The sequence below is a fragment of the Bradyrhizobium diazoefficiens USDA 110 genome (assembly GCF_000011365.1).
GTDB classification, from domain to species: domain Bacteria; phylum Pseudomonadota; class Alphaproteobacteria; order Rhizobiales; family Xanthobacteraceae; genus Bradyrhizobium; species Bradyrhizobium diazoefficiens.
Genome location: NC_004463.1, coordinates 6,588,154 through 6,612,175, shown reverse-complemented (window position 1 = coordinate 6,612,175; position 24,022 = coordinate 6,588,154). Strand labels below are relative to the sequence as shown.

22 protein-coding genes are annotated in these 24,022 nt (G+C 64.5%); 6 read left to right on the top strand and 16 right to left on the bottom strand.

All coding sequences use genetic code 11. The features are described 5' to 3' along the window. The first annotated feature begins 2 nt into the window (after positions 1-2). The 5 genes from asnB to BJA_RS30395 all read left to right on the top strand — a co-directional run bounded on the left by asnB (position 3) and on the right by BJA_RS30395 (position 5,815). Positions 3-1,841 (top strand): asparagine synthase (glutamine-hydrolyzing), encoded by a 1,839-nt coding sequence (gene asnB / locus BJA_RS30415; RefSeq protein WP_011088751.1) that lies wholly within the window; start codon positions 3-5, stop codon positions 1,839-1,841. A 3-nt stretch (positions 1,842-1,844) separates the two neighbouring features. Continuing rightward, positions 1,845-2,933, top strand: a complete 1,089-nt coding sequence (locus BJA_RS30410) for a glycosyltransferase (protein ID WP_011088750.1) — start codon at positions 1,845-1,847, stop codon at positions 2,931-2,933. Between the two features lie 77 nt (positions 2,934-3,010). Further along, entirely contained in the window at positions 3,011-3,631 is a 621-nt protein-coding gene (locus BJA_RS30405) for an acyltransferase (protein WP_011088749.1), read from the top strand. Positions 3,632-3,711: 80 nt separating this feature from the next. Beyond that, the gene (locus BJA_RS30400; protein ID WP_011088748.1) at positions 3,712-4,644 is read left to right on the top strand and encodes an NAD-dependent epimerase/dehydratase family protein; all 933 of its coding nucleotides are present in this window, start codon (positions 3,712-3,714) and stop codon (positions 4,642-4,644) included. Further along, a complete protein-coding gene (locus tag BJA_RS30395) occupies positions 4,637-5,815 on the top strand; it encodes a glycosyltransferase family 4 protein (RefSeq protein ID WP_011088747.1) in 1,179 nt (392 codons plus the stop codon). Before BJA_RS30400 ends, BJA_RS30395 begins: the two co-directional genes overlap by 8 nt. Here BJA_RS30395 and BJA_RS30390 read toward each other — a convergent pair. From BJA_RS30390 to BJA_RS30335, 12 genes are all read right to left on the bottom strand, one after another. Next, positions 5,812-7,125, bottom strand: coding sequence for a hypothetical protein (locus BJA_RS30390; RefSeq protein WP_011088746.1), 1,314 nt, complete (start codon positions 7,123-7,125; stop codon positions 5,812-5,814). The genes BJA_RS30395 and BJA_RS30390 overlap by 4 nt on opposite strands. A 42-nt stretch (positions 7,126-7,167) precedes the next feature. Beyond that, complete coding sequence (locus BJA_RS30385) at positions 7,168-8,130, bottom strand: UDP-glucuronic acid decarboxylase family protein (protein WP_011088745.1); 963 nt, start codon at positions 8,128-8,130, stop codon at positions 7,168-7,170. A 157-nt stretch (positions 8,131-8,287) separates the two neighbouring features. Continuing rightward, positions 8,288-9,037: a glycosyltransferase family 2 protein gene (locus BJA_RS30380; protein WP_011088744.1), complete on the bottom strand. Its 750-nt coding sequence runs from the start codon at positions 9,035-9,037 to the stop codon at positions 8,288-8,290. 11 nt (positions 9,038-9,048) lie between these two features. Next, positions 9,049-10,452, bottom strand: coding sequence for a hypothetical protein (locus BJA_RS30375; protein WP_011088743.1), 1,404 nt, complete (start codon positions 10,450-10,452; stop codon positions 9,049-9,051). 3 nt (positions 10,453-10,455) lie between these two features. Then, on the bottom strand, positions 10,456-11,844 hold the full coding sequence (locus tag BJA_RS30370) for a surface carbohydrate biosynthesis protein (RefSeq protein ID WP_038967013.1): 1,389 nt from the start codon (positions 11,842-11,844) through the stop codon (positions 10,456-10,458). Positions 11,845-11,867: 23 nt separating this feature from the next. Continuing rightward, positions 11,868-12,800: a hypothetical protein gene (locus tag BJA_RS30365; protein WP_011088741.1), complete on the bottom strand. Its 933-nt coding sequence runs from the start codon at positions 12,798-12,800 to the stop codon at positions 11,868-11,870. Then, positions 12,797-13,681: a class I SAM-dependent methyltransferase gene (locus BJA_RS30360; protein WP_011088740.1), complete on the bottom strand. Its 885-nt coding sequence runs from the start codon at positions 13,679-13,681 to the stop codon at positions 12,797-12,799. Before BJA_RS30360 ends, BJA_RS30365 begins: the two co-directional genes overlap by 4 nt. Further along, positions 13,682-15,205, bottom strand: a complete 1,524-nt coding sequence (locus BJA_RS30355; RefSeq protein ID WP_011088739.1) for an oligosaccharide flippase family protein — start codon at positions 15,203-15,205, stop codon at positions 13,682-13,684. Between the two features lie 10 nt (positions 15,206-15,215). Continuing rightward, positions 15,216-16,037 (bottom strand): SDR family oxidoreductase, encoded by an 822-nt coding sequence (locus BJA_RS30350; RefSeq protein WP_011088738.1) that lies wholly within the window; start codon positions 16,035-16,037, stop codon positions 15,216-15,218. A gap of 13 nt (positions 16,038-16,050) precedes the next feature. Next, complete coding sequence (locus BJA_RS30345) at positions 16,051-16,752, bottom strand: acylneuraminate cytidylyltransferase family protein (RefSeq protein ID WP_011088737.1); 702 nt, start codon at positions 16,750-16,752, stop codon at positions 16,051-16,053. Then, positions 16,749-17,657, bottom strand: a complete 909-nt coding sequence (locus tag BJA_RS30340) for a Gfo/Idh/MocA family protein (RefSeq protein ID WP_011088736.1) — start codon at positions 17,655-17,657, stop codon at positions 16,749-16,751. The genes BJA_RS30345 and BJA_RS30340 overlap by 4 nt, the downstream gene beginning before the upstream one ends. Beyond that, positions 17,654-18,703 (bottom strand): nucleotidyltransferase family protein, encoded by a 1,050-nt coding sequence (locus BJA_RS30335; RefSeq protein ID WP_038967018.1) that lies wholly within the window; start codon positions 18,701-18,703, stop codon positions 17,654-17,656. Before BJA_RS30335 ends, BJA_RS30340 begins: the two co-directional genes overlap by 4 nt. A gap of 163 nt (positions 18,704-18,866) precedes the next feature. On the opposite strand from BJA_RS30335, the gene BJA_RS30330 reads away from it, so the two are divergent. Further along, a complete protein-coding gene (locus tag BJA_RS30330) occupies positions 18,867-19,478 on the top strand; it encodes an acetyltransferase (protein ID WP_011088734.1) in 612 nt (203 codons plus the stop codon). Here the strand turns inward: BJA_RS30330 and neuB are convergent. Genes neuB through BJA_RS30310 form a run of 4 tightly spaced genes read right to left on the bottom strand, consistent with a single transcriptional unit; the run spans position 19,475 to position 23,945 of the window. After that, a complete protein-coding gene (neuB, locus tag BJA_RS30325; protein ID WP_011088733.1) occupies positions 19,475-20,545 on the bottom strand; it encodes an N-acetylneuraminate synthase in 1,071 nt (356 codons plus the stop codon). The genes BJA_RS30330 and neuB overlap by 4 nt on opposite strands. After that, positions 20,542-21,720: a UDP-N-acetylglucosamine 2-epimerase gene (gene neuC / locus BJA_RS30320; RefSeq protein WP_011088732.1), complete on the bottom strand. Its 1,179-nt coding sequence runs from the start codon at positions 21,718-21,720 to the stop codon at positions 20,542-20,544. Before neuC ends, neuB begins: the two co-directional genes overlap by 4 nt. Next, the gene (locus BJA_RS30315) at positions 21,713-22,933 is read right to left on the bottom strand and encodes a LegC family aminotransferase (protein ID WP_011088731.1); all 1,221 of its coding nucleotides are present in this window, start codon (positions 22,931-22,933) and stop codon (positions 21,713-21,715) included. The genes neuC and BJA_RS30315 overlap by 8 nt, the downstream gene beginning before the upstream one ends. Next, entirely contained in the window at positions 22,926-23,945 is a 1,020-nt protein-coding gene (locus BJA_RS30310) for an NAD-dependent 4,6-dehydratase LegB (protein ID WP_011088730.1), read from the bottom strand. The genes BJA_RS30315 and BJA_RS30310 overlap by 8 nt, the downstream gene beginning before the upstream one ends. Positions 23,946-24,022: the final 77 nt, after the last annotated feature.

The following is a 24,022-nucleotide window of genomic DNA, read 5'->3' as shown; positions in this document are numbered from 1 at the left end:
ACATGTGTGGAATCGCAGGAATCGTCAATTTGCGCGGCAGCGCGGTCGAGCCGGACGATATCTCGCGGCTGACCGGCCTGATCGCGCATCGTGGTCCGTTCGGCCAGGGGACCTGGTTCAGCGCGGACCGAAGCCTAGCATTCGGCCACCGCCGCCTCGCCATCATTGATCCCGGCGAGGGCGGCTACCAGCCGATGCGGTCTGCGGACGGCCGTCACGTCATCGTCTTCAACGGCGAGATCTACAATTTTCTCGAGTTGCGCCGCGAGCTCGAGGCGCAGGGCGTGGTGTTCCGCAGCCAATCGGATACCGAAGTGATCCTGGCCGCCTGGCAAGCGTGGCGGGAAGACATGCTGCCGCGCTTCAACGGCATGTGGGCCTTGGCGATCTTCGACACGGCCACTGGCGAACTGTTTCTCGCGCGCGATCGGTTCGGCATCAAGCCGCTGCTCTATGCCGTGTCGCCGGAGCGGTTCATCTTCGCGTCCGAGCAGCGCGCGCTGGTGCGGAGCGGGCTGATCGATGCTTCCGTCGATGTGGAGGTCGCGCGCCGGCTACTGCTCGATGCCTTCGGGATCGAAGGAAGCGAGCGGACCCTGTTTCGGCAGGTTCGCCGCCTGCAGGGCGGCCACTGCATGTGGCTGCGCCAGGGCAAGGTCAGTGTCAGGCGCTGGTGGCGGACCGTGGATCATCTGCCGCCCGTGCCCGGCACCGAAGCCGAACAGGTCGCGCGCTTTCGCGAGCTGTTCCAGGATGCCGTGGCCCTGCGCATGCGCAGCGATGTGCCGATCGGAACGTGCCTGTCCGGAGGCTTCGATTCATCGGCGGTGATCTGCACCATGGCGGCGCACGAGAAGGCGGGCATGGGGCCGCGCGACAGCACTGCATGGCGCCACGCCTTTGTCGCGACGTTCCCCGGCGCCTTGAACGACGAGCGGCCGATGGCCGAGGAGGCCGCCGCCTGGGCTGAGGTTGCGCCGACCTTCCTCGAGATCGGGCAGGCCGATGCGCTCATAGACCTCGACCAGATTCTCGACGATCTCGATGACGTCTATATCGCGCTTCCCAGCGCAATATGGTTGATCTATCGGCAGTTGAGACGGCAAGACGTGACCGTGTCGCTGGACGGCCACGGTGCGGACGAACTGATGGGCGGCTATTTGCAGCAGGGACAGGCGCTCGCATTTCGAATTCGAAACGCCGCCGAAGACTTCGCCTCGCGTTCGGCGCTGGCCCGGCGCAGCGTGGATGTCCTGCGCATGTTGGCCCTGAAGCGCAGGGGCGTCTATTTTCTGCGTGGCGGTCTGCGCGATCTTCCGGCCTCGCTTCCGCTGGTGGCGGAGGACGATGTGCTGCCGCGTGAATGGGGGGGCTTGAACCGGCGGCTATACCGAATGTTTCACAGTACGGTGCTGCCTACGATCCTGCGTAACTTCGATCGTCTTTCGATGGCCCACGGCGTCGAAGTCCGTATGCCCTTCATGGACTGGCGCCTGGTGACCTACACGATGGCGCTTCCCGAAAGCAGCAAGTCGTCGGAGGGCTATACCAAGGCCGTCGCCCGGCGGGCGATGGCCAACCTGATGCCGGAATCGATCCGCACCGCGCGTCGCAAGGTCGGCTTCAATTCGCCGATGCCGGAATGGTTGAATGGGCCGCTGGCCGGCTGGACGGCCGACCTGCTCGACCGCAAGGTGCCGGCGTTTGCCGAACTGGTGGATGAAGCGGCCCTGCGCACGACGGTGAGCCGCTTGACGGCGTCGAAGTCCTGGGACTGGGAGGCGGTCGGGCGGATCTGGCCGTATTTGAACATGAAATGGATGTTGGCGAGGTACGCGTAAACCATGCGTCTGTTCCAAAATAGCTGTTTCTATCCATCCTACCTGCCGCGGTTGAACCAGCTCGCGGCAAAGGCCGTTAGCTTCGAAGAGCGACGCCGGGTGTTTCTGAACGATCGCTTCGGTGCATCGCATTTCCTTCAACCGGTACTTGATGGATCGCCGGAGGCCTTCTTCACCAATGGAGACGACGAGGTCCTGCAGCGCCGCTGGGCGCGCGAGCAGGGCATGGGCGGGGAGCCGACGCTCGAGGCCATCCTGCTCGCGCAGATCGAGCACCACGCCACCGAGGTGTTCTACAATCTCGATCCCGTGCGCTATCCGAGCGCATTCGTTGCCAAGCTGCCGGGCTGCGTAAAGAAGGCGCTGTGCTGGCGTGGCGCGCCGTCCGGCAATGCCGATTTCACGGCCTATGGCGCCGTGCTTGCAAACTTTCCTACGATGCTCGATATGTGGCGCCGCAAGGGATGCCGGGCCGAGCTGTTCTACCCTGCGCATGATCCGGTTATGGACGAATATGGACACGGAGAACGTCCCATCGACGTCGTCTTCGTCGGCGGCTATTCACGACATCATCGTGAGCGTGCAAAGACGCTAGAGCGAGTCGCGCGCTTGGCCGACAGTCATGAAGTCGTGTTTTGTCTTGACGCATCACGCCTGACCAAGCTCGCCGAGAGCGCAATCGGACGATTGCTGCCGTTGCGACAGCACCGGCGCCCCGATGCGATCGCAGCTATTGCCCGGCCGCCGGTATTCGGGAGAGATCTCTACGAACTGATTGGCTCGGCTAAGATCGCCCTTAATGGCTCGATCGACATGGCGGGCGAAGACCGCGGCAATATGCGTTGCTTCGAGTCGATGGGATGCGGTGCATTGCTCGTATCCGACGCCGGAAGATATATTGACGGCATGGAGAGTGGGATCACGATCGAAACTTACGATACCCCAGAGCATGCTGCTGAAGTGATCGCACGGAGTCTGCAGGACTGGCCCAGATCGGCCGAGATCGCAGCGCTAGGCCGGGCCCGCATCCGCGACATTTACCACAAAGACATGCAGTGGAAACTTTTCGTCGAGGTCGTAGGGCGCCTTTGACCGCGCAGTTGCTCCGTTGGAGGGTTTCAATTGAGAATCCGAACACGCTGGATTTTGCTACGTGAGAGGATGCGCTGATGTCCAGCCTCTCCACGCTCGTGCGCTGGTGCGTACATGCCATTGATGGCTTCAATTTACACTATATTGTGCAGCGCCTGATCGGGCGGGCAACCTGCCGCTTGGACCGAGGCGCATTCTTGGCCCATAGCGCGCGGATCAGGAACGCGCTCGGCGATAGTGAGAAGATTGTCATTGGCAGCCATTCTCATGTCAGGGGTGAACTGATGATCCTCGGTCACGGCGGTCAAATTAATATCGGAGAGTGGTGCTATGTCGGGGTTGGCACGCGGATTTGGTCCGGCGCGTCGATCGATATCGGGAATCGTGTCTTGATTTCGCATTCCGTCAACATATTCGACAATCTCTCGCATCCTATCCGTGCTTCCGAGCGACACGAACAGGCGAAGGAGATTTTCTCTACCGGTCACCCAAGGCAGCTTTCTCTCGACGACCGTCCGATCAAGATTTGCGATGATGCGTGGATCGGTGCTTGCGCCATGGTTATGCGTGGCGTGACCATTGGTGAGGGTGGGATTGTCGCCGCGGGTGCTGTGGTCACCAAGGATGTTCCGGCATATTCCATCGTCGCGGGCAACCCTGCGACCATCGTCAGGGAATTGTCGCCGGACGAGCGATGAGGGGACAGGTATGGCAACAACAATAGAAATGTGCTTGCGAGCCAAGCGAATGTCTCGTCGGCAGGACTCAAGGTAGCATCATGTCCGCGTGGGTCACCGGTGCGAACGGGTTCATCGGCCGCCATCTCGTTCGAGAGCTGGCAGGCGTCGGGCGCACAGTTCATGGCGTCGGTCATGGTGCGCTCGATCCGGCCGAAGCGCGCGCCCTCGGCTTGCAGACATGGATCAATGGCGAGGTCGATGCGGCCAACCTGAGCGCACTCGCCGCCACGCACGGACTGCCGTCGCAGATCTTCCATCTGGCCGGCGGATCGTCGGTCGGGCTGTCGATCGCGCGTCCGTTCGAGGACTTCTCGCGAACGGTGACCAGCACGGCGCGCCTGCTCGAATGGCTTCGAAGCTTTGCGCCCGAGAGCCGGCTGATCGTAGCGTCGAGCGCGGCGGTCTACGGCGCGGACCATGCCGGTCCGATCGCCGAAAGTGCGGCGCTGGCGCCAATGTCGCCCTATGGCCATCACAAGCTGATGATGGAGCAGTTGTGCCGGAGCTACGCCCAGAGCTTCGGCCTCCACTGCACTGTGGTGCGATTGTTCTCGGTCTATGGTCCGAACCTTCGCAAGCAGCTTCTCTGGGACATCTGCTCGCGGCTGAGCAGCGAGGAGCGGTCTCTCAATCTGGGAGGGACGGGGGCCGAGATACGGGACTGGACCGACGTTCGCGACGTGGTGCGCTTGCTGGTGTGCGCCGCGGAGGAAGTGCAGCAGGAGGATTTTCGGCTGATCAATGGCGGCTCGGGGCGTGGCACGAGCGTGGCCGAGATTGCCGGCGGTCTGATCCGGAATTGGGGAAGCAGCACCGTCGTGCGTTATTCCGGCGTGGCGCGGCCGGGCGACCCGGCGAGCCTGCTGGCGGATGACGGGCGCCTGCGCGACATGAATTTCGACTGGCGCCTTCCGCTGGAGCGCGGTCTCGCCGACTACGTCGAATGGTTCAGGAGCCAGGCCCGTGCCTGAGCGGGCGCCGCTGCGGATCGCGTTCACCAACATTCCGCGCCGCCTCTGGGCAGGCGGTTACAACTATCAGCGCAATCTCTTTGCGGCCCTGCACCGGTACAGTCCGGGAACTGTTGCCCCGGTGCTGTTCGCCGGAACCAGGGACGATCCCGAGGAACTCGCGGCGCTCGCCAGCATTCCGGCCGTGGCTCTCGTTCGATCGCCTGCGTTCGATCGCAGTGCGACCGGACTCCTCGGTGCGCTCGCGCTCGGACGCGACGGACCGGCGCTGGCCGAATTCCGGGCGCAGGGGGTCGACATCGTATTCGAGTCCGCCCGTTTCTTTGGCTGGCGTCTGCCGTGTCCTGCGATCGCCTGGTTTCCGGATTTTCAGCATCGTCTGCTGCCGCATCTCTTCTCCAGGAGCGCGTATTGGCGGCGTGATCTCGGCTTTCGGGCCCAGATCGCGTCCGGCCGGCACATCATGTTGAGCAGCGCCAGCGCGCTCGGCGATCTCAAGAGGTTTTATCCGGGCATCTCGAACGGCGTTTCAGTCGTTCGGTTTGCGACCGAGCCGCCGGTCAGCCTGCTCGCCACGAAGCCGTCCGACGTGATCGCGCAATATGGCCTTCCGTCCCGGTACTTCTACCTGCCAAACCAGTTCTGGCGGCACAAGAATCACCAGGTCGTGGTTGATGCGCTCGGTCTGCTGAAGGGCCGGGGGATCGACGTCGTCGTCGCGGCATCTGGAAGTACGCGGGACTTCCGCGAACCCGATCTTTTCGAGAGGACCATGAGCGAGGTCAGGTCGCGTGGTCTCGAGACGAATTTCAGGCATCTCGGAATGATTCCGCTGGATCACGTCTACGCCCTGCTGCGCGCGTCGATGGCTCTTATCAATCCCTCGGAATGCGAGGGATGGAGCACGACCGTCGAAGAAGCAAAGTCGTTCGGTGTCCCGATGATCCTGTCCGACATCGACGTCCATCGCGAGCAGACCGAGGGCAGCGCACGATATTTCGGCATTCGCGATGCCGAAGCCCTGGCCGCTCATTTGTCGGAGGTCGCACAATCGGCCGATCCTCCGACCATCCGGGACCTGTTGCCGGATCTCGAGGAGCGCGTGAAGGCGTTCGTGGCGGATTTCGTCCGACTGACCGCGGACGTGATGCAAAACTCGGGAATTCGCTAGTCAGGGAGTCCGGGCCGCTGAAAGATGCTTCGCGGCATCACATACCAGAGCAGGAAGAGCAGCGCGGTGCCGTGGGTCACCATGGCGACCGTGAGCGGGGTGTTGAGCAGAACGTGCGGTAGTGTGCCACTGGAGATCAACACGAGACGCTGCGGCAGTCCTGCCGAGGCGCGGTTGCCCAGAGCCAGGATGAAACCCGCCACAAGTGCCGTCAGCGGCGCAAGATAAGGTCCGACCGAAGCGACACCCTCCGTCGCGAACAGGGAGGCATTGATCATGCCGAACCCGTATGTGTTCTCCATCACGACCGACAGTTGATCCTGGTAAGCGCAGGGCATTACCGGTTTCAGCATCGAGATCTGGCAGAACCAGGTCAGCGGATGGTTGGCGAAGAAATGGTTGTAAATGTCGAGCGCGCTCGATGGCGTCGCCATCATCCGGATGTTGACGAGGTCGAAATATTTGCCCGGAAGGCTGTTGATCGCAGCGCCCGTCACGGCGATCACGACGAGGCCGAGCAGCATCGGGACGAAGATCGATGTGATGACCGAGGTTCTCGCCTCCAGAAATCGTGACAGGACGGCAAGCGTGATCAGCCAGGCCGGCGTGAAGAACGCGAACTTCGTCAGCGTGATCGGGTAGAAGAACAGGAGCAGGATCAACACCAGGCCGGCGCGCCAGCGATGGCCGAGCAGCGAGTAGCAGGCGAAGGTGAACGGCAGCAGTGTGCTGGAGACCCAGCCGATGAGATATCGCACCGCACCGGGGAATGCGAGCGCGTCGCGGTAGTCGTAGATGTTCGCGATCGCGACTAGGCGGAAATTGTAGGTCGAGGCGACGGCGATGGTGCCGACGGAGATCACCAGGATCGCCGTGAGCAGATGCTCGAAGCCGGCATTCGACAACACGACGAGTTGGCGGAACGGTGCCCGGACGAACAGCACGGGCAGCAGCAAGAGCACGAGCGATGCCGCGGCCGAAAGTCCCGCGAGCAGTCGATCGTAGCTGTAGTCGGAGAACACGTCGATCCACAGGAAGCCGAGGATCATCGTGTAGAAATAGAAGCCGGCGAAATAGCCGAAGCTGAAGCGGGCGGCGGCGAACAGCAGCGAGACCACGGAGAAGGCGACCGCAACCGCGACCGCGATCCAGACGCGCTCGCCGCTGAAATGGATATAGGACTGGAAGGTCGCGACCTTGATCAGCGACAGGCAGGTGACGGCGCTGTGCAGCAGCAGCAGGATCGTCAGCGCAGGCTTGGAATCCAGCCGCGATTGCAGATGCTGCATGATGCCGGACGGTGCGCTCATGGCGGACAGGCTCGCTTGCGGACCAGGTGAGTACGAACGCGATCAGGCGATTTCGAGCGAGTGCTTGAAATAGGCGATCGTCTCCTTCAAGCCGTCCTCGAGCGCGACCTTCGGCTCCCAGTTCAGCGCCGTCTTCGCCTTGGTGAGATCGGGCTGGCGCTGGCGCGGGTCGTCTTGCGGCAGCGGCTTGAAGACCAGCTTGGAGCGCGAGCCCGTGAGTTCGATGACCTTCTCGGCGAGCTCGCGGATGGTGAACTCGGAATTGTTGCCGATGTTGATGGGGCCGGTGATGTCTTCCTTCGTCACCATCAGCCGCATGATGGCCTCGACGAGATCGTCGACATAGCAGAACGAGCGGGTCTGCCCGCCGTCGCCGAACACGGTGATCGGCTCGCCCTGGAGTGCCTGGACGATGAAGGATGACACCACGCGGCCGTCATTGGGCTGCATGCGCGGGCCATAGGTGTTGAAGATGCGCGCGACCTTGATCGGCAGGCCGTGCTGGCGCCAGTAATCGAAGAACAGCGTCTCGGCGCAGCGCTTGCCCTCGTCGTAGCAGGAGCGGATGCCGATCGGGTTGACGTTGCCCCAATAGTCCTCGGTCTGGGGATGGATCAGCGGATCGCCATAGACCTCGCTGGTCGAGGCCTGGAAGATGCGTGCCTTCAGCCGCTTGGCAAGGCCCAGCATGTTGATGGCGCCGTGCACCGAGGTCTTGGTGGTCTGCACGGGGTCGCGCTGGTAGTGGATCGGCGAGGCCGGGCAGGCGAGGTTGAAGATCGCGTCGACCTCGATGTAGAGCGGGAAGGTGACGTCGTGCCGGACCGCCTCGAACAGCGGGTTTGCGATCAGATGGGCGATGTTGCGCCGGCTGCCGGTGAAATAATTGTCCGCGGACACCACCTCGGCTCCCGCATCGAGCAGTCGCTCGCAGATGTGCGATCCGATGAAGCCGGCGCCTCCGGTCACGAGGATGCGGCTGTTCTTGTAGCTTTCAAACGGCATGATCGGTTCCAGACTGAGCGCGGCGGGAGCGGCTGAGTGGTATCGGCAACGGCCGGACTCGCCAATAGCGAAGTGGGCTTGGATTGAGGTATTTAAATACCTCTACTGTGCATGGGGTTGTTTTCGCATTTTTCCAGTCGGGCGCCCGGCGATGCGTCTAGAATTCCCGCCGCTTCAACCACGCCCGCGCCCCCCAATGGGCGAAGCACCAGGACGAGCGGACCAAAGAGAGGTGCTCGACATTGCGGTAAATCTGCCAGACCCACTTGGCCGAGCGCACCGGGCGGCTGGAGACCGAGGAGCCCCTGACGCGGTAGCGGGCAAGGTCCTCGTCGAGGCCGTAGGCGGTGTGGCCGCGCTTGAGGATCGAGAGCCACAGGCAGAAATCGTCATAACCCTCGTTCTTCATCACGATGGGACCTGCGATCTCGCGGTCGACCACCGCGGTCAGCGTCGCGATCGCGGTGTTCTTCAGGAGCTGCCCATAGGTGAGCGAGGCCGGCACAGAGATCAGGCGTCCGGTGACCGTGTTGGTCTCGTTGATGCGCCGGAAGGCGGTGTAGCTGAGCGCAGCGCGCTTCTCGCGGGCGAAGGCGAGCTGCCGCTCGAGCTTCCCGGGCAGCCACAGATCGTCGCTGTCGAGGAAGGCGAGGTAGCGGCCCTGCGCCCGGTCGATCGCGGCCTGTCGCGCCAGCGCCGGTCCGCCGTTCTTCGGCATCCGGATCAGCTTGACGCGAGGATCGCGCTCGCCGATGTCAGCGACGATCTCCGGTGTCCTGTCAGTCGAGCAATCGTCGGCGATCAGGAGCTCCCAATCGGCAAAGGTCTGACTCTGCACCGAGCGGATCGTCTCCTCGATCAGGCCTTCGACGTTCCAGGATGGTGTGATGATCGAGACGAGCGGCATGGCGGGTCCGTTCAATTCACGCGGGCGGGCTCGGCGATCGCGGCGCGCAAGGAGGCCGCAAACGTATCGAGCAGCTTGGGATCGCTGATGTACAGCTCGCCTGGATAAGAGCTGCGCCAGGCCGATTCGAAATAGGGCGCGCCCCTGGCTGGATCGAACGGCCCGGCGGAGAGCGCCTCGCGCAGCCGCGCGGGCACATCCGCCAGCCGATCGACCGCGTAGACCAGCGGGCAGGAGCGGTAGAACGCATCGCCCATCACCACCACCGGCTTGCCGAGCAGCAAGGCCTCGGCGCCCGACTTGCTGTTGACGGAGATGACCGCATCGGCGCGGTTGAGCACGGTGTAATTGTTGGTCTGCGGCGGCAGCAGCACGAAATTGTCGAACCGGCGCGCCAGCTCGAACAGGCGGTCGGCCGAGATCGCGCCGATCTGGGCGGGATGCTCCTTGACCACCAGCACATGCGAGTCCGGAATCGTCCGCAGCAGGAAGTCGACGGTCGCGACCTGGTCGAGATAGTCGGGCGAGCGCAGCGTCAGCGCCATGTCGGCCGGAACGTGGAACGGATAGTAGACGAAGGGCGCGTCCGGAATCGGCTTGTAGAGCTTGCGCAGCCGCGTCGCGTTCAGTGCCATCGCGGCGTGCACGCGGGCGTGGCGCAGATTGTGCCCGAACTCCTGATGCTTGCCGAGCGCGAACTGGTCCCACAGCTTTTCGGTGAGGCGGCGGGCGTTGCGCAGGTTCACGACCTTCTTGAAGGCCGCCGAATAATGATGCTGGTCCTTTTTGGGGATGACGATCGCCCGCTGGGTCAGCGTGTCGTCGAGATAGGCACGCACCTCGGGCGACACGACGTCCGCCGGGCTCGGCATCACGTCGGGCGCGCCGAGAGTGTCGGGCGTGAAGTACATGCGGCCGCGAAAGAACGAAGGCTCGATGAACCAGTTGCGGATGTTGCGGCGCCTGGCGGCGTAGAAGCTCGCGATCACCGAGAGAAAGCCGCCCAGCTCCTGCACCAGCTCGGCTTGCTTGCCGTGCCCCTCCAGCCGGTCGAGCACCGTCTCCATCGCATTGGCATAGATCATGAAGCGCCGGCGCAACGCGGCAGTATCGCGGATGCCGAAGGTGAAGCGCTCGTGGCTGAACAGGAAATTGGTCCCGTCCAGCCCGTAGGCGGCGACGCGCGCATCGAACGCGCCGCGATCGTCGGGCGAGGGGCCCGCCTTGAGGCCCTCGCGGTACATGTTCGTGACCGGCACGCCTTCGGCCGCCGACATCTCGGCGCTGCGATCGTCGAAGGCGAGCAACTCGACATCGTGGCCCGCCGCGCGCAGCCGCTGCGCGACCGGAATCCAGAACCGGGTCTGGTATTCGGCGAGCGTGGTGATGAGGATGGTTCTTGCAGATGTGGCCATGGTCTATCGGGCGGGTTCGATGGCAATGCTCGCGAGCGGCAAGCCTGTCGTCGCGCAGTGCGCGCGCGTTGCGGTAAATTGCGCCGGGCTCGCGTGATCGTGGGCCGCGATCCGCTGCAGCAGCGTCCTGACGAAGACCGGCTCGATCCGCTTGTCGCGCCGGGCCGGGTTGAACCGGCTGCGCAGCCGCTCCGTGACGGCCGATCCGAGCACGGCGCTGGCGGCTCCCTTGACGATTTGGCCGATGCTCGGCTTGTCACGCGTGCCCTTCACGGTCGCCAGCAACGAGACGTAAGGTCGGCGCGAACTGTTTGCGTCAGTCAGGACATCGGCGACCCGTTCGGCGGCTTGTCCGTCGTTGAGATGAAAGAAGGCCTCGATATCGGCAGCGTGAACGCGCGCGAAATCGAAGGTCTCGGTCTCGCGCTCGATGTGGTCGATCGCGCCAAGCAGCTCGTCGAACGAATTGACCGAGCGGCTCACGCGCGCGGGCAGCGCGGCGTGGCCGGCGGTGGTCGGCGTGTTCAGATATTCGAGCTGGAGCGGCAGCTTTCCGAGCAGGACAGATTCGACGGCCGTGCCGCAGTTGAGGTGAACGACCGCGGCCGCATTGCGGATGCGGTCGAGCACGCTGCCGGTGCCGTCGATCACGACGTTGGCGTGGCGCGCGAGCGCGTTGCGATAGACATCCTCGCTCTCGAATGGATGCGGACGCACGAGAATGGTGCGGTCGGGCCGCGCCGCGGCGAGCCGGTCGATCTCGGCGAGGTAGTTCGCGAACACTTGCTTCAAGTCCGCGATGAAGCGGTCGACATAGGCACCATCCCAGCCGGCCCGCACCATCGCCTCGCGCTCGCCGCCCGGCTTGCCGGTGAAGCGTGAATTGACCAGCGGAAAGTTGGCGTTGACGAGCAGATAGCCGCGCGGCTCGCCGTCAAGCAGCGCGCGCCAGCGCGGCGCCGCAAAATCGAAGCGCGGACATCCGGTGAGGTGCAACTGCTCCGGCTTCATGGTTCCCGCCGTCAGGAAGGCGTCGTGGAGGCGGTTGCCCCAGAAGAAGTAGCCGGCCAGGATGTCGGCGTAGCCGCTGCCCTTGACGTGCGCGGCCATGGCCGGCGGCGAGTTGCCGCCCTTCTCGGCGAGCACGCCGCCTTCGGTGTCGAGGACGTAAAGCGCAAGGCCCGCCTTGGCGAAGCTGCGCATCAGGTCGAGATTGACCGGCCGCGCATAGTTGACGACCAGCGCATCGAGCCCGAGCCGCGGGACATCGACGGCCTGCTCATACATCGGTACTAGCGCGACAGAGACGCCGCGCCGCGCGAGCTGATAACCGAGCATGACTGCCCCAGGCAGGTCACGCTTGGGGTGATCGACCACCAGGCCTATGCGCAAGATATGAGCTCCCGGCAGGTCCGTCAGAGCCGCATCACGGTGCGCTCGAGGTCGGTCAGGGCGCCGACCGCGCGGAAGCGCGCCGGCGGTTCGGGATAGATGCGCGGCTGCTGGATGTAGGTTGCCGTGTAGAGCAGGCGGCTGTGATCGGACTGGATCCGGCTTCCCATGTGCAGGCAGCGGGCGGTGTTGACGATGAAGCACGACAGGCGGGGCGCGATCATCTCCTTGACCGCATCGGGGCCGGTCTTGGCGAACACCTGCGCGTCGCTCATGTGGCTCTTCAGCGTGTTGCGGAAGGCCTTCGAGGGCCCCGCCGGAATGAAGGTGAACGGGCCGTCGGCAGTATCTCTCACGTCGGTCAGATAGATGAAGAGCTTGCAGACGCGCTTGTCGTCATGATCGAGATGCCAGAGCTGGGAATAGCTCAGCGCCTGGTTCGGGGTCGGCTGGGACAGCGTCAGCACCACATCAGATAATTGCGGCAAGTCGTGCATGAAGTCGCCGATGATGCGCAGCGCAGCCGGCTGCAGCGCGTTGCGCACGAAGGGATGGTCGGTCGCAAACGCGCCGTTGACGAGGTCCTCGTCCAGCAGGCTGACCCAGAAGGATTTGTGCCCTTCCTTCTGCCGGCCGACCAGCTCGTTGAGGCGGTTCACCTTGCCGTCGGCGAACGAGGCGACGGCTTCCGCCAGGCTGCGATCGACCAGCGCGGACACGTCGACATAACCGTCTCTATCGAGCTTGCAGCTCGCCTCGGCCCATTCGGGCTTCGCGGGAAGCTGCTTCAGCAGCTCGACACGTTTGGCGCGTGCCGGCAGTTGCAGGCTGGTCAGGGCCGCCTTGACGACCCATCCGAGATCGGTGCGGTTGACGTGCCACAGCAGTCGGCGGAACTGGCTGATCTTCGGTTTTTTTGGGGCAGGACGATCTGTCGTCGCGTCGATGGCCGTCATGAGGGCTCCCAGCAATACAAAAAACCATCATTGTGAATCGTCGGCGCGAACGGCATCCGTTCTCGCGCCAGGATGCGGACGCGGCCCTGCCGTTCGTAATCGTCGAGGGTCGAGAAGAGCTGCGTCTGGTAGTCGACCGAGCGGATGTAGAGGAAGCTGACGATATCGCGCGGATTTGCGAGGTTCAGCAGCTCCGTCGTCGGCTCGATGTTGATGACGCGCTTAGGCTTCGCCGCGATGATGTTGTCCACCACCTTTCGCACGTCGTAGGGAATCTGCTCGATGCAGAAATAGGTGAAGACGATCTGGTCCCTGACTGAGGAATAGCTCGGGTCGTTGCCGTCGGTCAGGTCGATCCTGTCGAGCGAGATCCGGTCGGACAGGCCGAAGTGCGCGGCGATCTCGCGCCCCGCGGCGATCCCGTTCGGCGCGATGTCGAAGCCGCGCAGCTTCCAGTCAGGATGATTGAGGTGAAGCGACAGCAGGTTGACGCCGCAGCCTGTGCCGAGCTCGACGATCTCTGTGGCGCCGCCCGTGTGGCGCGCCAGCAGTTCGCCGAGGGCCCTGGCGCGATAGCTGTAATAGTCGTCCGCCGGGACCCTGCAGATCCGATTGTCGACCTTGCGAAGTTCTTGCGCGGAATTCTTCGGGACCAGGAATTCGCCGATGCTTGCGGCCTTCGTCCAGGGCTTTTCCGAGAGCATTCGCTGCCAGTGCGTCAGGTTGTATTCGGAATCGACGACGTCAGCAGTGCGCACACGGCGCATTGCGAGGCGGCCGATGCTCCTTGCCGCATCGAGCGCATACGCCGTTGCCTTGTCCGACAACGATGCCGGAGCGAAATCTGTGACGGCTTTCGTGTCTGTCGCGTGGATGTTCATTCAACTGCTTTTGGATGTCAGTCCCATCAGTTGTCCGACCGCGGGGAATACAGTCCGGTGCCGCTTCTCGAGCACCATAAAGTATTGAAGCACCCAGGTGATCAGACAGAAAACCATGGAACTGAGCGCGAGCTTTAGCACGCTGTCGAACCGAATGTAACCTGCAATTGTTCCTAGAAAAATGCTTGCCAGGATCAGGATTGCGAGCTGGGTTCCGATCGCCCTCGCGAAGCGATTGCGGTCGAGATCGAGTGCGCTGCGCAACTCTCCGACCTGCCAGGGCAAGACAGCAATACTGCCAATGACCTGGCCGAGAATCAGGGCGCGTTCTGCGAACAGATGCAATGTCGCGGCGGAGACGAGCGCCCAGATCAGCAGTTGAATCGCCATCAGTGTGTTGAGCCGGGCCTGCACCTCGGGCCGCGTCAGGAAGATCAAGCTGCCGATCGCCACATATTGCGCGCAGATCGGAACCAGGAAGCTCAGGCCCATCCAGAGCGCATAGGGCGCAAGAAGAGGACCGATCCAGATGTTCATGATCTCGGGCGAAAGGATCGCAGTTGCCGCAAGCGGCGGCACCACAAACATCGGCATCATGATGAGGCCGAGGTCGCCGAGGCGCTGGAACGAGGTTGTGCTGCCGCGCTCATCGAGGCGGCTGGCGACAGGAAGCAGGGCGGATGTCAGCAGGCTGACCACGACCTTGGAAACGCGCGACAATCGCACCAGCGCGTCGTAGGTGCCGACGGCCTTGGGTCCGAACAGCAGTCCGATCAGAAACGGTTGAAGCGGCCCGGAAATGCCGCCCATCAGCTTGCCCTGCAAGAGCAGCAGGCAGCGATGCAGGAGATCCCGCCGGACATCAGGGGTCCACGGCAGCAATCGCACGTGCTTGTGCCGCAGACCGACAAACGCGGCGATCCCGATGGCGACCGCGCGGGCCGCAAGCGTGCCGAGATAGACGTAGGCGACGATTTCGAAGCCTGCGGCGCTCCACGATGCCGCGAACGTCAGGCCGACATAGGCCGCCGTTGACGTGACTTCCGCCACGCGGAGCAGGTTGTAGCGCTCGAAGCCTTTGACGGTGCCTTCCCACACCAGCGCCGGAACGAAGAGCAGATTCGCGAGCGCCGTGTAGTGCATGATCCGCGTGAACGTCTCCAGATGCGCGGCGTCGACCTTCATCGCACTCACGAGCAGTGGCGTCGTGAGCCAGATGACGGCGCTCAGGATCAAGGCGAGGGCGATGGAGACGGTCCCCAGAAAGGTGATCTGGTGGCTCGCCTGCGTCCAGTTGCGGTGTTCGCGCGCGCGCGCGACGACCTGGGTGGCGACCTCGGACAGACCAAGGTCCAGCACCGCCATCATGCCGCCGGGCAGGAGCAGCCGCGAGATGACGATGAGGCCGAACTCGGTCACGCCCCAGGTCCGGATGATCAGCGGGATAACCAGAAGGCCCAGCAACGCGGCCACGCCGAAGGCCAGCGCCGAAATCACCGTATTCTGGACCAGGCGCTTGATCATTGGTATTTTGCTACCAGGCGCTCAAGCCGCCGTCGACGGCGATGTTCTGGCCGGTCACGTAGGACGCCGCATCCGACACCAGGAAGAGCATCGTCCCCACCATCTCGTCAGCACGGGCCATCCGGCCGAGCGGAATACGAGCACCATAGCGCTGCTTGAAGGTTTCGTTCTGTCCGCTCTCGACGCCGCCCGGGGTGAGCGTATTGACGCGAACGCCTTTCGCCGCCCAGTAGGTCGCAAGGTGCTTGGTCAGGCCGATGACGCCGGCCTTGGATGCGGTGTAGACCGCTGGCGTGTTGATGGCACGGCCGAGATATTCGGAGCCTTCGTAGATGCGCTGGTCCGGGGCCAGGAGTCCGTAGATCGAGGCGGTCTGCACGATGGCGCCATAGCCGTGCTCGGCCATTCGGCCGCCGAACACCTGCGCGACGTTGAACATGCCGTCGAGATTGACCGCCATGATCTCCCGCCAGGTGTCCAGGGAAAATTTCTCGACGGGCGCGAAGAAGGCGTCGACATCGCGGGTCTTGCTGGCGGCGTTGTTGAGCAGGATCGAGGCCGGTCCGAGGTCGGCCTCGATCTTGTCGGCCGTGTTGCGGACGGAGCTGGGCTCGGTGATGTCGCAGCCATAGCCTCTGGCGCGGACGGCGTGGCGTGAGGTGAGGTCGGCGGCCGCCGCATCGGTCGCGGACTGATCGAGATCGACGATCGCCACATTGGCGCCGAACTCGGCAAGGCCTTCGGCAAAGCGGCGTCCGAGGATGCCGCATCCGCCGGTGATGACGGCCGTGCGGCCGGTCAGATCGAACAGAGCCTTGAAGCTCGTTGTCATCGCTTGGGCCTCCTCAGGCCTGCATTCGTTGGCGCAGCAACAGTTCCACCAGCGCGAAATCGAGATCGGAATCGATGTCGATCGAGCGCTCTTCCGGCATCTCGAACAGACGCGTGTCGGGATAGAAGACCGCGGGCCGCTCCAGGAATGACGCGACGCGCCAGACATAGATCGACGCGTTCATGTCGAAGCAGCGCGGCGCATCCTGCCGGCGCGTGATCGGAGGATCGGCAGATTTGGAAAGACCGACGCTGCCGTCGGTGCGCTGCTCGACCAGGTTGAAATAGGGCGAGCGGCGGGCCGGCGCGCCGGTGATGACGTTGGGTGCGCCGGACTGACGCAGCAGATCCACCGCACCGGTGATGTCGGAGGCAAGCCTGAGCGGCGAGGTGACGTCGAGATCGACGAAGACCTCCGGCGTCCTGCCCGTTTGTGCGATGGCCTGCTCGAGGCAATGGCGGATCGCCGGCAGCTTCGGCGCGGTATCGGTCGCCATCTCGTCCGGACGCCTGACCGCAATGTCTGCGCCGGCCTTCAGTGCCGCCTCGAGCAACGCGTCTGAATCGCTGCTGAAGGCGATCGCGTCGAACAGGCCGGTCTCGCGCGCCTGCTCGATGCTCCACGCGAGCACGGGCTTGCCCAGGAGATCGCGCGCATTCTTGCCGACGACCCCTTTCGAGCCACCCCGCGCGCAGATCGTGCAGAGCAGACTCATGGCGATATCCAGGTCTTGGTGCGCAGCGCGCGTTCGCTGGCGTCGATCAGATGCACGACGCCGAGTGCCTCGGGCAGGGAGCAGACCGGGCTCGCGCCCCGCATCGCCGCGACATGCATGTCGCGGTAGCTCTGGTCGCGCTCGCTGGCAAAGTCCGTCGCCTTGCCGTTGATGATGAGGCGGCTGCCGACGAGATCGGCCTCGATGGTGTCGTCGTCGACATTGACGCGAATGCGGCGGATGCCCTGGCGGTCGAGATAGTCCATGTGCACGTGGACCGACGGCGCCCGCTGCATATCGAGCAGCAGGTCGAGGTGATCATCGACGTCGATGTCGCGTGCGCCGGACGCGCCGCCGAGGGCCGCGACACGATGCCACGGCCCGAACAGCCACAGGAGATAATCCAGCTCGTGGCTGAGATCCCTCAGGACGCCGCCGCCGGCGTCAACCGTTGCGGATGCGGTCGTGCGATGGTCGCGGCCGGGCCGCCAGTCCCTGATGTCCTGGCCGACATAGGCGGCGACCGTGATCACATCGCGCCCGCGCAATCTTTCGACGAGAGCCGTCATGACCGGATGGAAGCGAAGATTGTATCCGACGCTGACATGGGCGAACGGATATTTCGGCGGAGCCGCCGGTATTGCGAACAGAGGCTTCTCGACCAGCACCGCGCCGCGGAAGCCGGCCTGCGCGAGTTCCTGCAGGTCGTCGGCATGGCGTGCGGTCTCGGTGGCGATCACTGCGTAGTCCGGACGTGCGCCCGCGACAGCCTGCGCGATCGACCCGTAGTCGCCGCCGTCACGGCGGCTCACCGTCGCGACCTGAAGGCCAAGCTCGCGCAGGATCCGCGCATGCCTTGTGCCGATCGAGCCGAGGCCGATCACGACGGCGGTTGTCGAGGTCACGGGAAGACCTCGTGAAACTCCGCATGCGCCTGCTCGAAATCCTCAAGGCGGCCGATGTCGAGCCAGTATTCCCGGATCGGATAGACGGCGACACGTCCCTTGCCGGCGATCACGCGCTCCAGCACGGTCGGCATGTCGATGCTGACACCGGGCGCGACATGGCCGAAGACGGAGCTTCCAATCACATAAATGCCGGCGCTGACGAACCAGCTCTCGGTCGGCTTCTCGCGAATGGCCTGGAGAAAGCCGTCCGAGGTCGAAACCACACCATACGGGACGTGTACCTTGTGCTCGCGAACGGCCATCGTCGCTTCCGCCGGCGTTCCATTGTGGAAGTCGAGAAGCGCTCCGTAGTTGATCGTGGTGAGGATGTCGCCGTTGGTGACGATCATCGGCAGATCCGGCGGCGCCGGGAAGAGTCCGAGCGCACCGGCGGTGCCCAGGCGCTCGGTCTCGTGCACGTACTGGATATTGGCGCCGAAGGCGGCGCCGTCGGCGAAGTAGTCCTTGATCGTCTCGGCCTTGTAGTTGACCGAGATGTAGATGTTGCGAAAACCCTGCTGCACCACGTTGCGGACGATCGTCTCGAGCAGCGGTCGGCCGCCGACATTGAGCATGGGCTTCGGGACGTCGCGCGTCAGCGCGCCGAGGCGCTCGCCGAGGCCGCCCGCCATGATCAATACGGGATTTGCATAATGGCGCGGTTCGAGCAGCTCATCGAGCGTCTCGACCACGACCAGATGGCCGCCCTCGTCGACAAGCGGGAGCTGCTTGATCGACTTCTGCCGCATCAGATGCAGGCGGTCGTCGCGCGACAGCGTTGCAGGCGCCGACACCGGGACGCGGTTCATGATGTCGGTCGCAAGCCCGGTGAGCGGAATGCCACGCAGCAGCCCGCGCCTGACGTCGCCGTCGGTGACCACGCCGAGCAGGCGGTTCTGGTCGTCGAGCACCAGCGCGATCTGGATGCTGCCGCTCTCGATCGCGGCAATGGCATCGCCTACGGTCGCCTGCGTTCCGACGACGGCTTTACGCCAGGATTTCATGGCAATCTGCCTCGTATACGCCAGATATCGGGGGCGGCCCACGGCTGAGCCTGCTATATCGCGGCTGCGAGAGGCGCCGTCAACCCCGGCGTTTCGTGGGCCGAATCAGTGGTTTGAAGACCGGCGGGCGCCCGCTAAGATCGATGTGCGCAGGGGAATCGCGATGGACGATCTGATCATCATCGGGGGCGGCGAGCATGCCTTCATGGTCTACGAGGCGGCAATGCTGTCGGGCCAGTTCAGGGTGCTCGGATTCCTGGATCGCCAGCCGGGAACGCTTGGCGACATCAGCTATCTCGGGACCGATGACGCTGCGCCGAACCATCCGGGAGCGGCCTTCGTGTTGGGAATTGGAACGATGCAGGCGGGGCCCGCGCGCCGGCAGATGATCGGCCGGATGCAGGTCAAGCGCTGGGCTTCGGTGGTTCATCCCCGCGCCTTCGTCTCGCCGTCCGCCAGCATCGGTGTGGGCACCGTCATCATGCCGGGCGCGGTCGTCAATGCGCGAAGCATGATCGGCAATCACTGCATTATCAATTCCAGCGCAGTCGTCGAGCACGACGTGCGCGTCGGGCACTGCACGCATCTGTCTCCCGGAACCGTGGTCGGTGGCGGTGCAGAGATCGGCGACAATTGCTTTGTCGGTCTCGGCAGCCGTGTCCGCGACCACATTTCCATTGGCAACGATACGCTGGTCGCGATGGGCTCGGTCGTCACCGGCTCATGGCCGCAAGGGTCCGTATTGCGCGGGGTTCCGGCCAAGCCGCGTCGTTAAACCGGATCGTCCGGTTCGAGCGCCCGCGGTGCCGCCGTTCCGATCAAGGACCAATAGTCGATCGGCGGTCGGCCTGCGCCCGGCCGCTTGGCGGTGATGTCCGCCGGGCCGATGATCTCGCCGGCCCGCAATGCGCGTGCCGCCACGATGCTCTTGCGCGCCACCGGCACGTTCCTGACCTCTGATTCCTTCGGTGTCTTCACACCGTCGCCGAGCGCGGCTTCGACGTTGCGAATGGCGCTCACCATCCGCCCGAAATCGCCCGGCTCGAGCGAGGCTGCGTGGTCAGGACCGGGCGCGTTGCGATCCAGCGTCAGGTGCTTCTCGATGACGGTGGCGCCGAGCGCAACCGCCGCAACCGAAATCTCGAAGCCGTCGGTGTGATCGGAGTAGCCGACAGGAAGCTGGAACGCAGATCGCATCGTCGCCATCGCGGCGAGGTTCACATCCTCGATGGGGCAGGGATATTCGGTCGTGCAATGCAGCAGGCTGACGTGCCGCGCGAGCGTGGCGCGCGCCGCCGGATCGCGCCATGCCGCGCGGAACGAGGCGACGCCGGCGGGATCGCTACGCTGCGCGTAGCCATGTGCCAACACGCCCAGCGCCTCCTCGATCTCGCTGAGTGTCGCCATGCCCGTCGACAGGATCAGTGTCGCGCCGGCTCTCGCCGCCGCATGCAGCAGCGGTGCGTTGGTGAGGTCGCCCGATCCGATCTTGATGCGCGGCAGCTTCAGCGACAGCAGGAAGCCCAGCGAAGCATCATCGAACGGCGTCGACAGGAATTCGATGCCGCGTTCGGCGGCGCGCTCGATCAGCGTGTGGTGTGCGGCCTGCGGCAGTTCGAGCCGCTCCAGCATGGCGAGCTGGCTCTCGGCGGCGTCCGTCGTGCGCTGCTGATAGTCGGCCTTCTTCGCCGCGCCGCCCGCCAGCGCCTTCGCGTTGAAGGTTTGGAACTTGACGATGTCGGCGCCGGCGTCTGCTGCCGCATCGACCAGGGCCAGCGCCTTCTCCAGGCTGCCGTCGTGATTGACGCCGGCTTCCGCTATGATCAGCGTGTGCGTCGTCATGGCCGCGCTCCGCTTGCGGGAAGCTCGTAAAAGCCCTTTTTCAGAAGCAGTGCGAAATCCGGGATGCCGGCAATGATGTCGGCAAAGCGCCGGCTGGAATCGCCGTCGCCGTAGGGGTTGACGGTGGCCTGACGGCCGCGCCGGAGCGCTTGCGAGATGGCGGCGCCGATCGCGCCGCGTTCGGATGCCGCGTGAAACACCGAAGCCGCGCGCTCGCGCCCCCTCTGGCGGTCGCCGACGTCGACCGTGGGAATGCCGAATGACGGCGCTTCGAGGATGCCGCTCGACGAATTGCCGATCACCAAATCCACCTGGCTCATCAGGCTGAGATAACGGAGCTGTCCGAGCGAGGCGACCGCGATGGTGTTCGGCCGGCTGGCCGCGAAGGCCTTGGTCCGGTCGTTCAGCGCGCGTCCCTCGGCATCGGCATTGGCGAGCGTGAAGATGAGACGGAAGGCGGGATCGAGCGTCGACAGCGCCGCGAACAGCTCGTCCAGTTCGGCGACCGAGCGTCCGGCCTCGACCGTGACCGGGTGGAAGGTCACGAGCGCGTTGTGCTCGCCGAGCGGCATGCCGACCGCGCGGCCGATGCCGTCGCGGTCCATCAGGTCGAGATGCTTGATGGCGTCGATGCCGACCGAGCCGATGGTGTGAATGCGGGATGGATCCTCGCCGAGCTGCGTCAGCCGCTGTGTCGAGCCCCGGTTGCTGGTGAAATGCAGGTGCGACATCTTGCTGATGGCGTGACGAATGGACTCGTCGACCGCGCCTTCGGTGACGTCGCCGCCGAACAGATGCGCCATCGGCAGCCGCATGAACATCGCAGCCTGCGCGGCCGCGAACATCTCGAAGCGGTCGCCGAGCACGACGACGAGATCCGGCTGCAGCCGCGTGAAGGCGTCGGCAAAGCCGATCACGCCGAGCCCGACCGATTTCGCGACGCCGGCGCCGGTGTCGCTGGCGAGCAGCGTCTCGACGCGCTCGTCGGCCTCGAATCCCTCGTCGCGGATGGCGTTGAAGGTGTAGCCGAATTCCGGCGCGAGATGCATGCCGGTGACGATGAGCTGAAGCGTCAGGCCTGGTGTCTCGCGGATCGCGCGCATCGGCCAGACCAGCAGTCCGAAATCGGCCCGGCTGCCGGTCACGAAGCAGATTTTTCGCGCGACGCTATTCATCGCGGGCCCGGATGCTGGCGCTCGAGGGCAGGTTGATCAGCCTCCGCTCGATGGATTCGGCCGTGGCAAGATCGCCGCGCGGGCTTTGCGCGAACATCGGCAGGCGGTGCATCAGGGTCCAGGCGGGACGCGCGCCGAAGCCGGCTTCGTTCAGCGCCGTGAGCACGTCGTCGCGCCGCTGTGCATACGCCTCGTCGAGCAGGATGGCGTTCAGCCAGTAATTGCTCGTGGTGCCCGCCGGCTCGCGCGAGAAGCGCACGCCGGGCACGTTTGCAAAGACGCGCTCGTAGGCAGCGGCCAGCCGGCGCTTGCTCGCCAGGAATCCGTCGAGCTGCTCGAGCTGCGCACAGCCGAGCGCGGCGTTCAGGTTGGGCAGGCGGTAGTTGAAGCCGATCTCGTCATGCACGAAGGCCCATTTGTGCGGCAGCTTCGCGGTGGTGGTGAGATGCTTGGCGCGGCGTCCGAGCTCCTCGTCATTGGTGAGGATGGCGCCGCCGCCGCCGGTGGTGACGATCTTGTTGCCGTTGAAGCTCAGCGCCGCGAGCCGGGCCTGCGATCCGACGGCGTGGCCCTTGTAGGTCGAGCCCAGCGATTCCGCGGCGTCCTCCACCAACGCAATGCCCCACTCGCGTGCGATCGCGGCGATCTCGTCGAGCTCGACGGGGTGCCCGAACGTATGCATCGGCGAGATCGCGGCGATGCGGCGTCCTGTCTCGCGATTGATCGCGCCCCTGCTGGTCCGCTCGGCGATCGCCTCGAGCCGCGTGGCGAGGGCGTGCGCATCCATGCCGAGCGTGACGAGCGAGCTGTCGACGAAATGTGGCACTGCCCCGCAATAAGCGATCGCGTTCGTGGTCGCGATGAAGGTCAGAGCGGGCGACATGACTTCGTCGCCGGGCTCGACGCCGGCGAGCCTGAAGCAGGCGTGCAGCGCCGCGGTGCCGTTGACGACGGCGACGGCGCGCCTGGCGCCCGTCACTTCCTCCAGCATGCGCTCGAAACGGTCGACGAACGGGCCGACCGAGGAGACGAAGGTGCTCTTGATGCACTCTTCCAGATAGGCGACCTCGTTGCCCGCGAACACAGGCTCGTGCAGGCCGAGGACGCCATTGGGCGTGCCCGCCGCGCGCCTGACGGCGTCGACCACGGCCTTGGGATCGAACGCGCGCGCGTCGGATCCGGTTACAGCAGTGCCCACCGGTGCCTCAGACATTGTAGACGTCCGCCTTGTAACGGCTGAGATTGGCGGGGTTGGTGAACCAGCTGACCGTGTTTTCGATGCCGCGGCGCATGCCTTCGAGCCCGCCGAATTCCGGCGCCCAGCCGAGCTGCTGGCGCGCCTTGGAATTGTCGGCCCAGAGCCGCTCGACCTCGCTGTTGGCCGGGCGCAAGCGCGCCTCGTCGGTCTCGATCTCGATGTCGACGCCCATCACGTCGGCGATCATCTCGACGGTCGCGCCGACCGATATTTCGAAGCCGCTGCCGAGATTGATGGTCTGGCCGACGCTCTGTTCGGCCGGCGCGGTGAGGCCCGCAATCAGGCCGCGCGCGGTGTCGGTGACGAAGGAAAAATCGCGCGTCGGGCTGACGGCGCCGAGACGGATCTTGCGCTTGCCGGTCGCGATCTGGCTGATGATGGTCGGGATGACCGCGCGCGCCGACTGACGCGGTCCGTAGGTGTTGAACGGCCTGATGACGACGACCGGCATGTCGAACGAGGCCTGGAACGACAGCGCCATCTGGTCGGAGGCGATCTTCGAGGCCGAGTAGGGCGATTGGCCGACCAGCGGATGATTCTCCTTGATGGGCACGGTTTGCGCCGTGCCGTAGACCTCGCTGGTCGAGGTCTGCACGAAGCGCCGTACGCCGGCCAGGCGCGCGGCCTGGAGCACGTTCACCGTGCCGCGCACGTTGGTCTCGACGTAGGAATCGGGCGCAACATAGGAGAAGGGAATCGCGATCAGCGCCGCCAGGTGCAGTACGTCGGTGCAACCGCTGGCGGCCGCGATCATGAAATGCGGATCGCGGATGTCGCCGGCCACCACCTCCACGGACTTCATGACGTCGGCTGGAACCGTGTCCAGCCAGCCCCAGGAATTGAAGGAATTGTAGTAGACGATCGCCTTGACGCGGGCCCCGGCCTTCACCAGCTCCTCAACGACATGCGAACCGATGAAGCCGTCGCTGCCGGTAACGAGGACGCGGGCGTCCCTCAGATCTGCCATGCCGGACCCCAGAAGGCGATTAAGCCAGTGTTCGCAACAAGATGGCGCTATAGCACACTGGCGGTTGCGCGCAACAG

Coding starts and splice junctions, on each gene's coding strand:
- BJA_RS30360 (WP_011088740.1), bottom strand. CDS start 13,681: ATGAACATCCACGCGACAGACACGAAAGCCGTCACAGATTTCGCTCCG.
- BJA_RS30390 (WP_011088746.1), bottom strand. CDS start 7,125: ATGAGCGCACCGTCCGGCATCATGCAGCATCTGCAATCGCGGCTGGAT.
- asnB (WP_011088751.1), top strand. CDS start 3: ATGTGTGGAATCGCAGGAATCGTCAATTTGCGCGGCAGCGCGGTCGAG.
- BJA_RS30310 (WP_011088730.1), bottom strand. CDS start 23,945: ATGGCAGATCTGAGGGACGCCCGCGTCCTCGTTACCGGCAGCGACGGC.
- BJA_RS30345 (WP_011088737.1), bottom strand. CDS start 16,752: ATGAGTCTGCTCTGCACGATCTGCGCGCGGGGTGGCTCGAAAGGGGTC.
- BJA_RS30335 (WP_038967018.1), bottom strand. CDS start 18,703: ATGAAATCCTGGCGTAAAGCCGTCGTCGGAACGCAGGCGACCGTAGGC.
- BJA_RS30405 (WP_011088749.1), top strand. CDS start 3,011: ATGTCCAGCCTCTCCACGCTCGTGCGCTGGTGCGTACATGCCATTGAT.
- neuC (WP_011088732.1), bottom strand. CDS start 21,720: ATGAATAGCGTCGCGCGAAAAATCTGCTTCGTGACCGGCAGCCGGGCC.
- BJA_RS30385 (WP_011088745.1), bottom strand. CDS start 8,130: ATGCCGTTTGAAAGCTACAAGAACAGCCGCATCCTCGTGACCGGAGGC.
- BJA_RS30375 (WP_011088743.1), bottom strand. CDS start 10,452: ATGGCCACATCTGCAAGAACCATCCTCATCACCACGCTCGCCGAATAC.
- BJA_RS30380 (WP_011088744.1), bottom strand. CDS start 9,037: ATGCCGCTCGTCTCGATCATCACACCATCCTGGAACGTCGAAGGCCTG.
- BJA_RS30330 (WP_011088734.1), top strand. CDS start 18,867: ATGGACGATCTGATCATCATCGGGGGCGGCGAGCATGCCTTCATGGTC.
- BJA_RS30365 (WP_011088741.1), bottom strand. CDS start 12,800: ATGACGGCCATCGACGCGACGACAGATCGTCCTGCCCCAAAAAAACCG.
- BJA_RS30410 (WP_011088750.1), top strand. CDS start 1,845: ATGCGTCTGTTCCAAAATAGCTGTTTCTATCCATCCTACCTGCCGCGG.
- BJA_RS30315 (WP_011088731.1), bottom strand. CDS start 22,933: ATGTCTGAGGCACCGGTGGGCACTGCTGTAACCGGATCCGACGCGCGC.
- BJA_RS30350 (WP_011088738.1), bottom strand. CDS start 16,037: ATGACAACGAGCTTCAAGGCTCTGTTCGATCTGACCGGCCGCACGGCC.
- BJA_RS30400 (WP_011088748.1), top strand. CDS start 3,712: ATGTCCGCGTGGGTCACCGGTGCGAACGGGTTCATCGGCCGCCATCTC.
- BJA_RS30355 (WP_011088739.1), bottom strand. CDS start 15,205: ATGATCAAGCGCCTGGTCCAGAATACGGTGATTTCGGCGCTGGCCTTC.
- neuB (WP_011088733.1), bottom strand. CDS start 20,545: ATGACGACGCACACGCTGATCATAGCGGAAGCCGGCGTCAATCACGAC.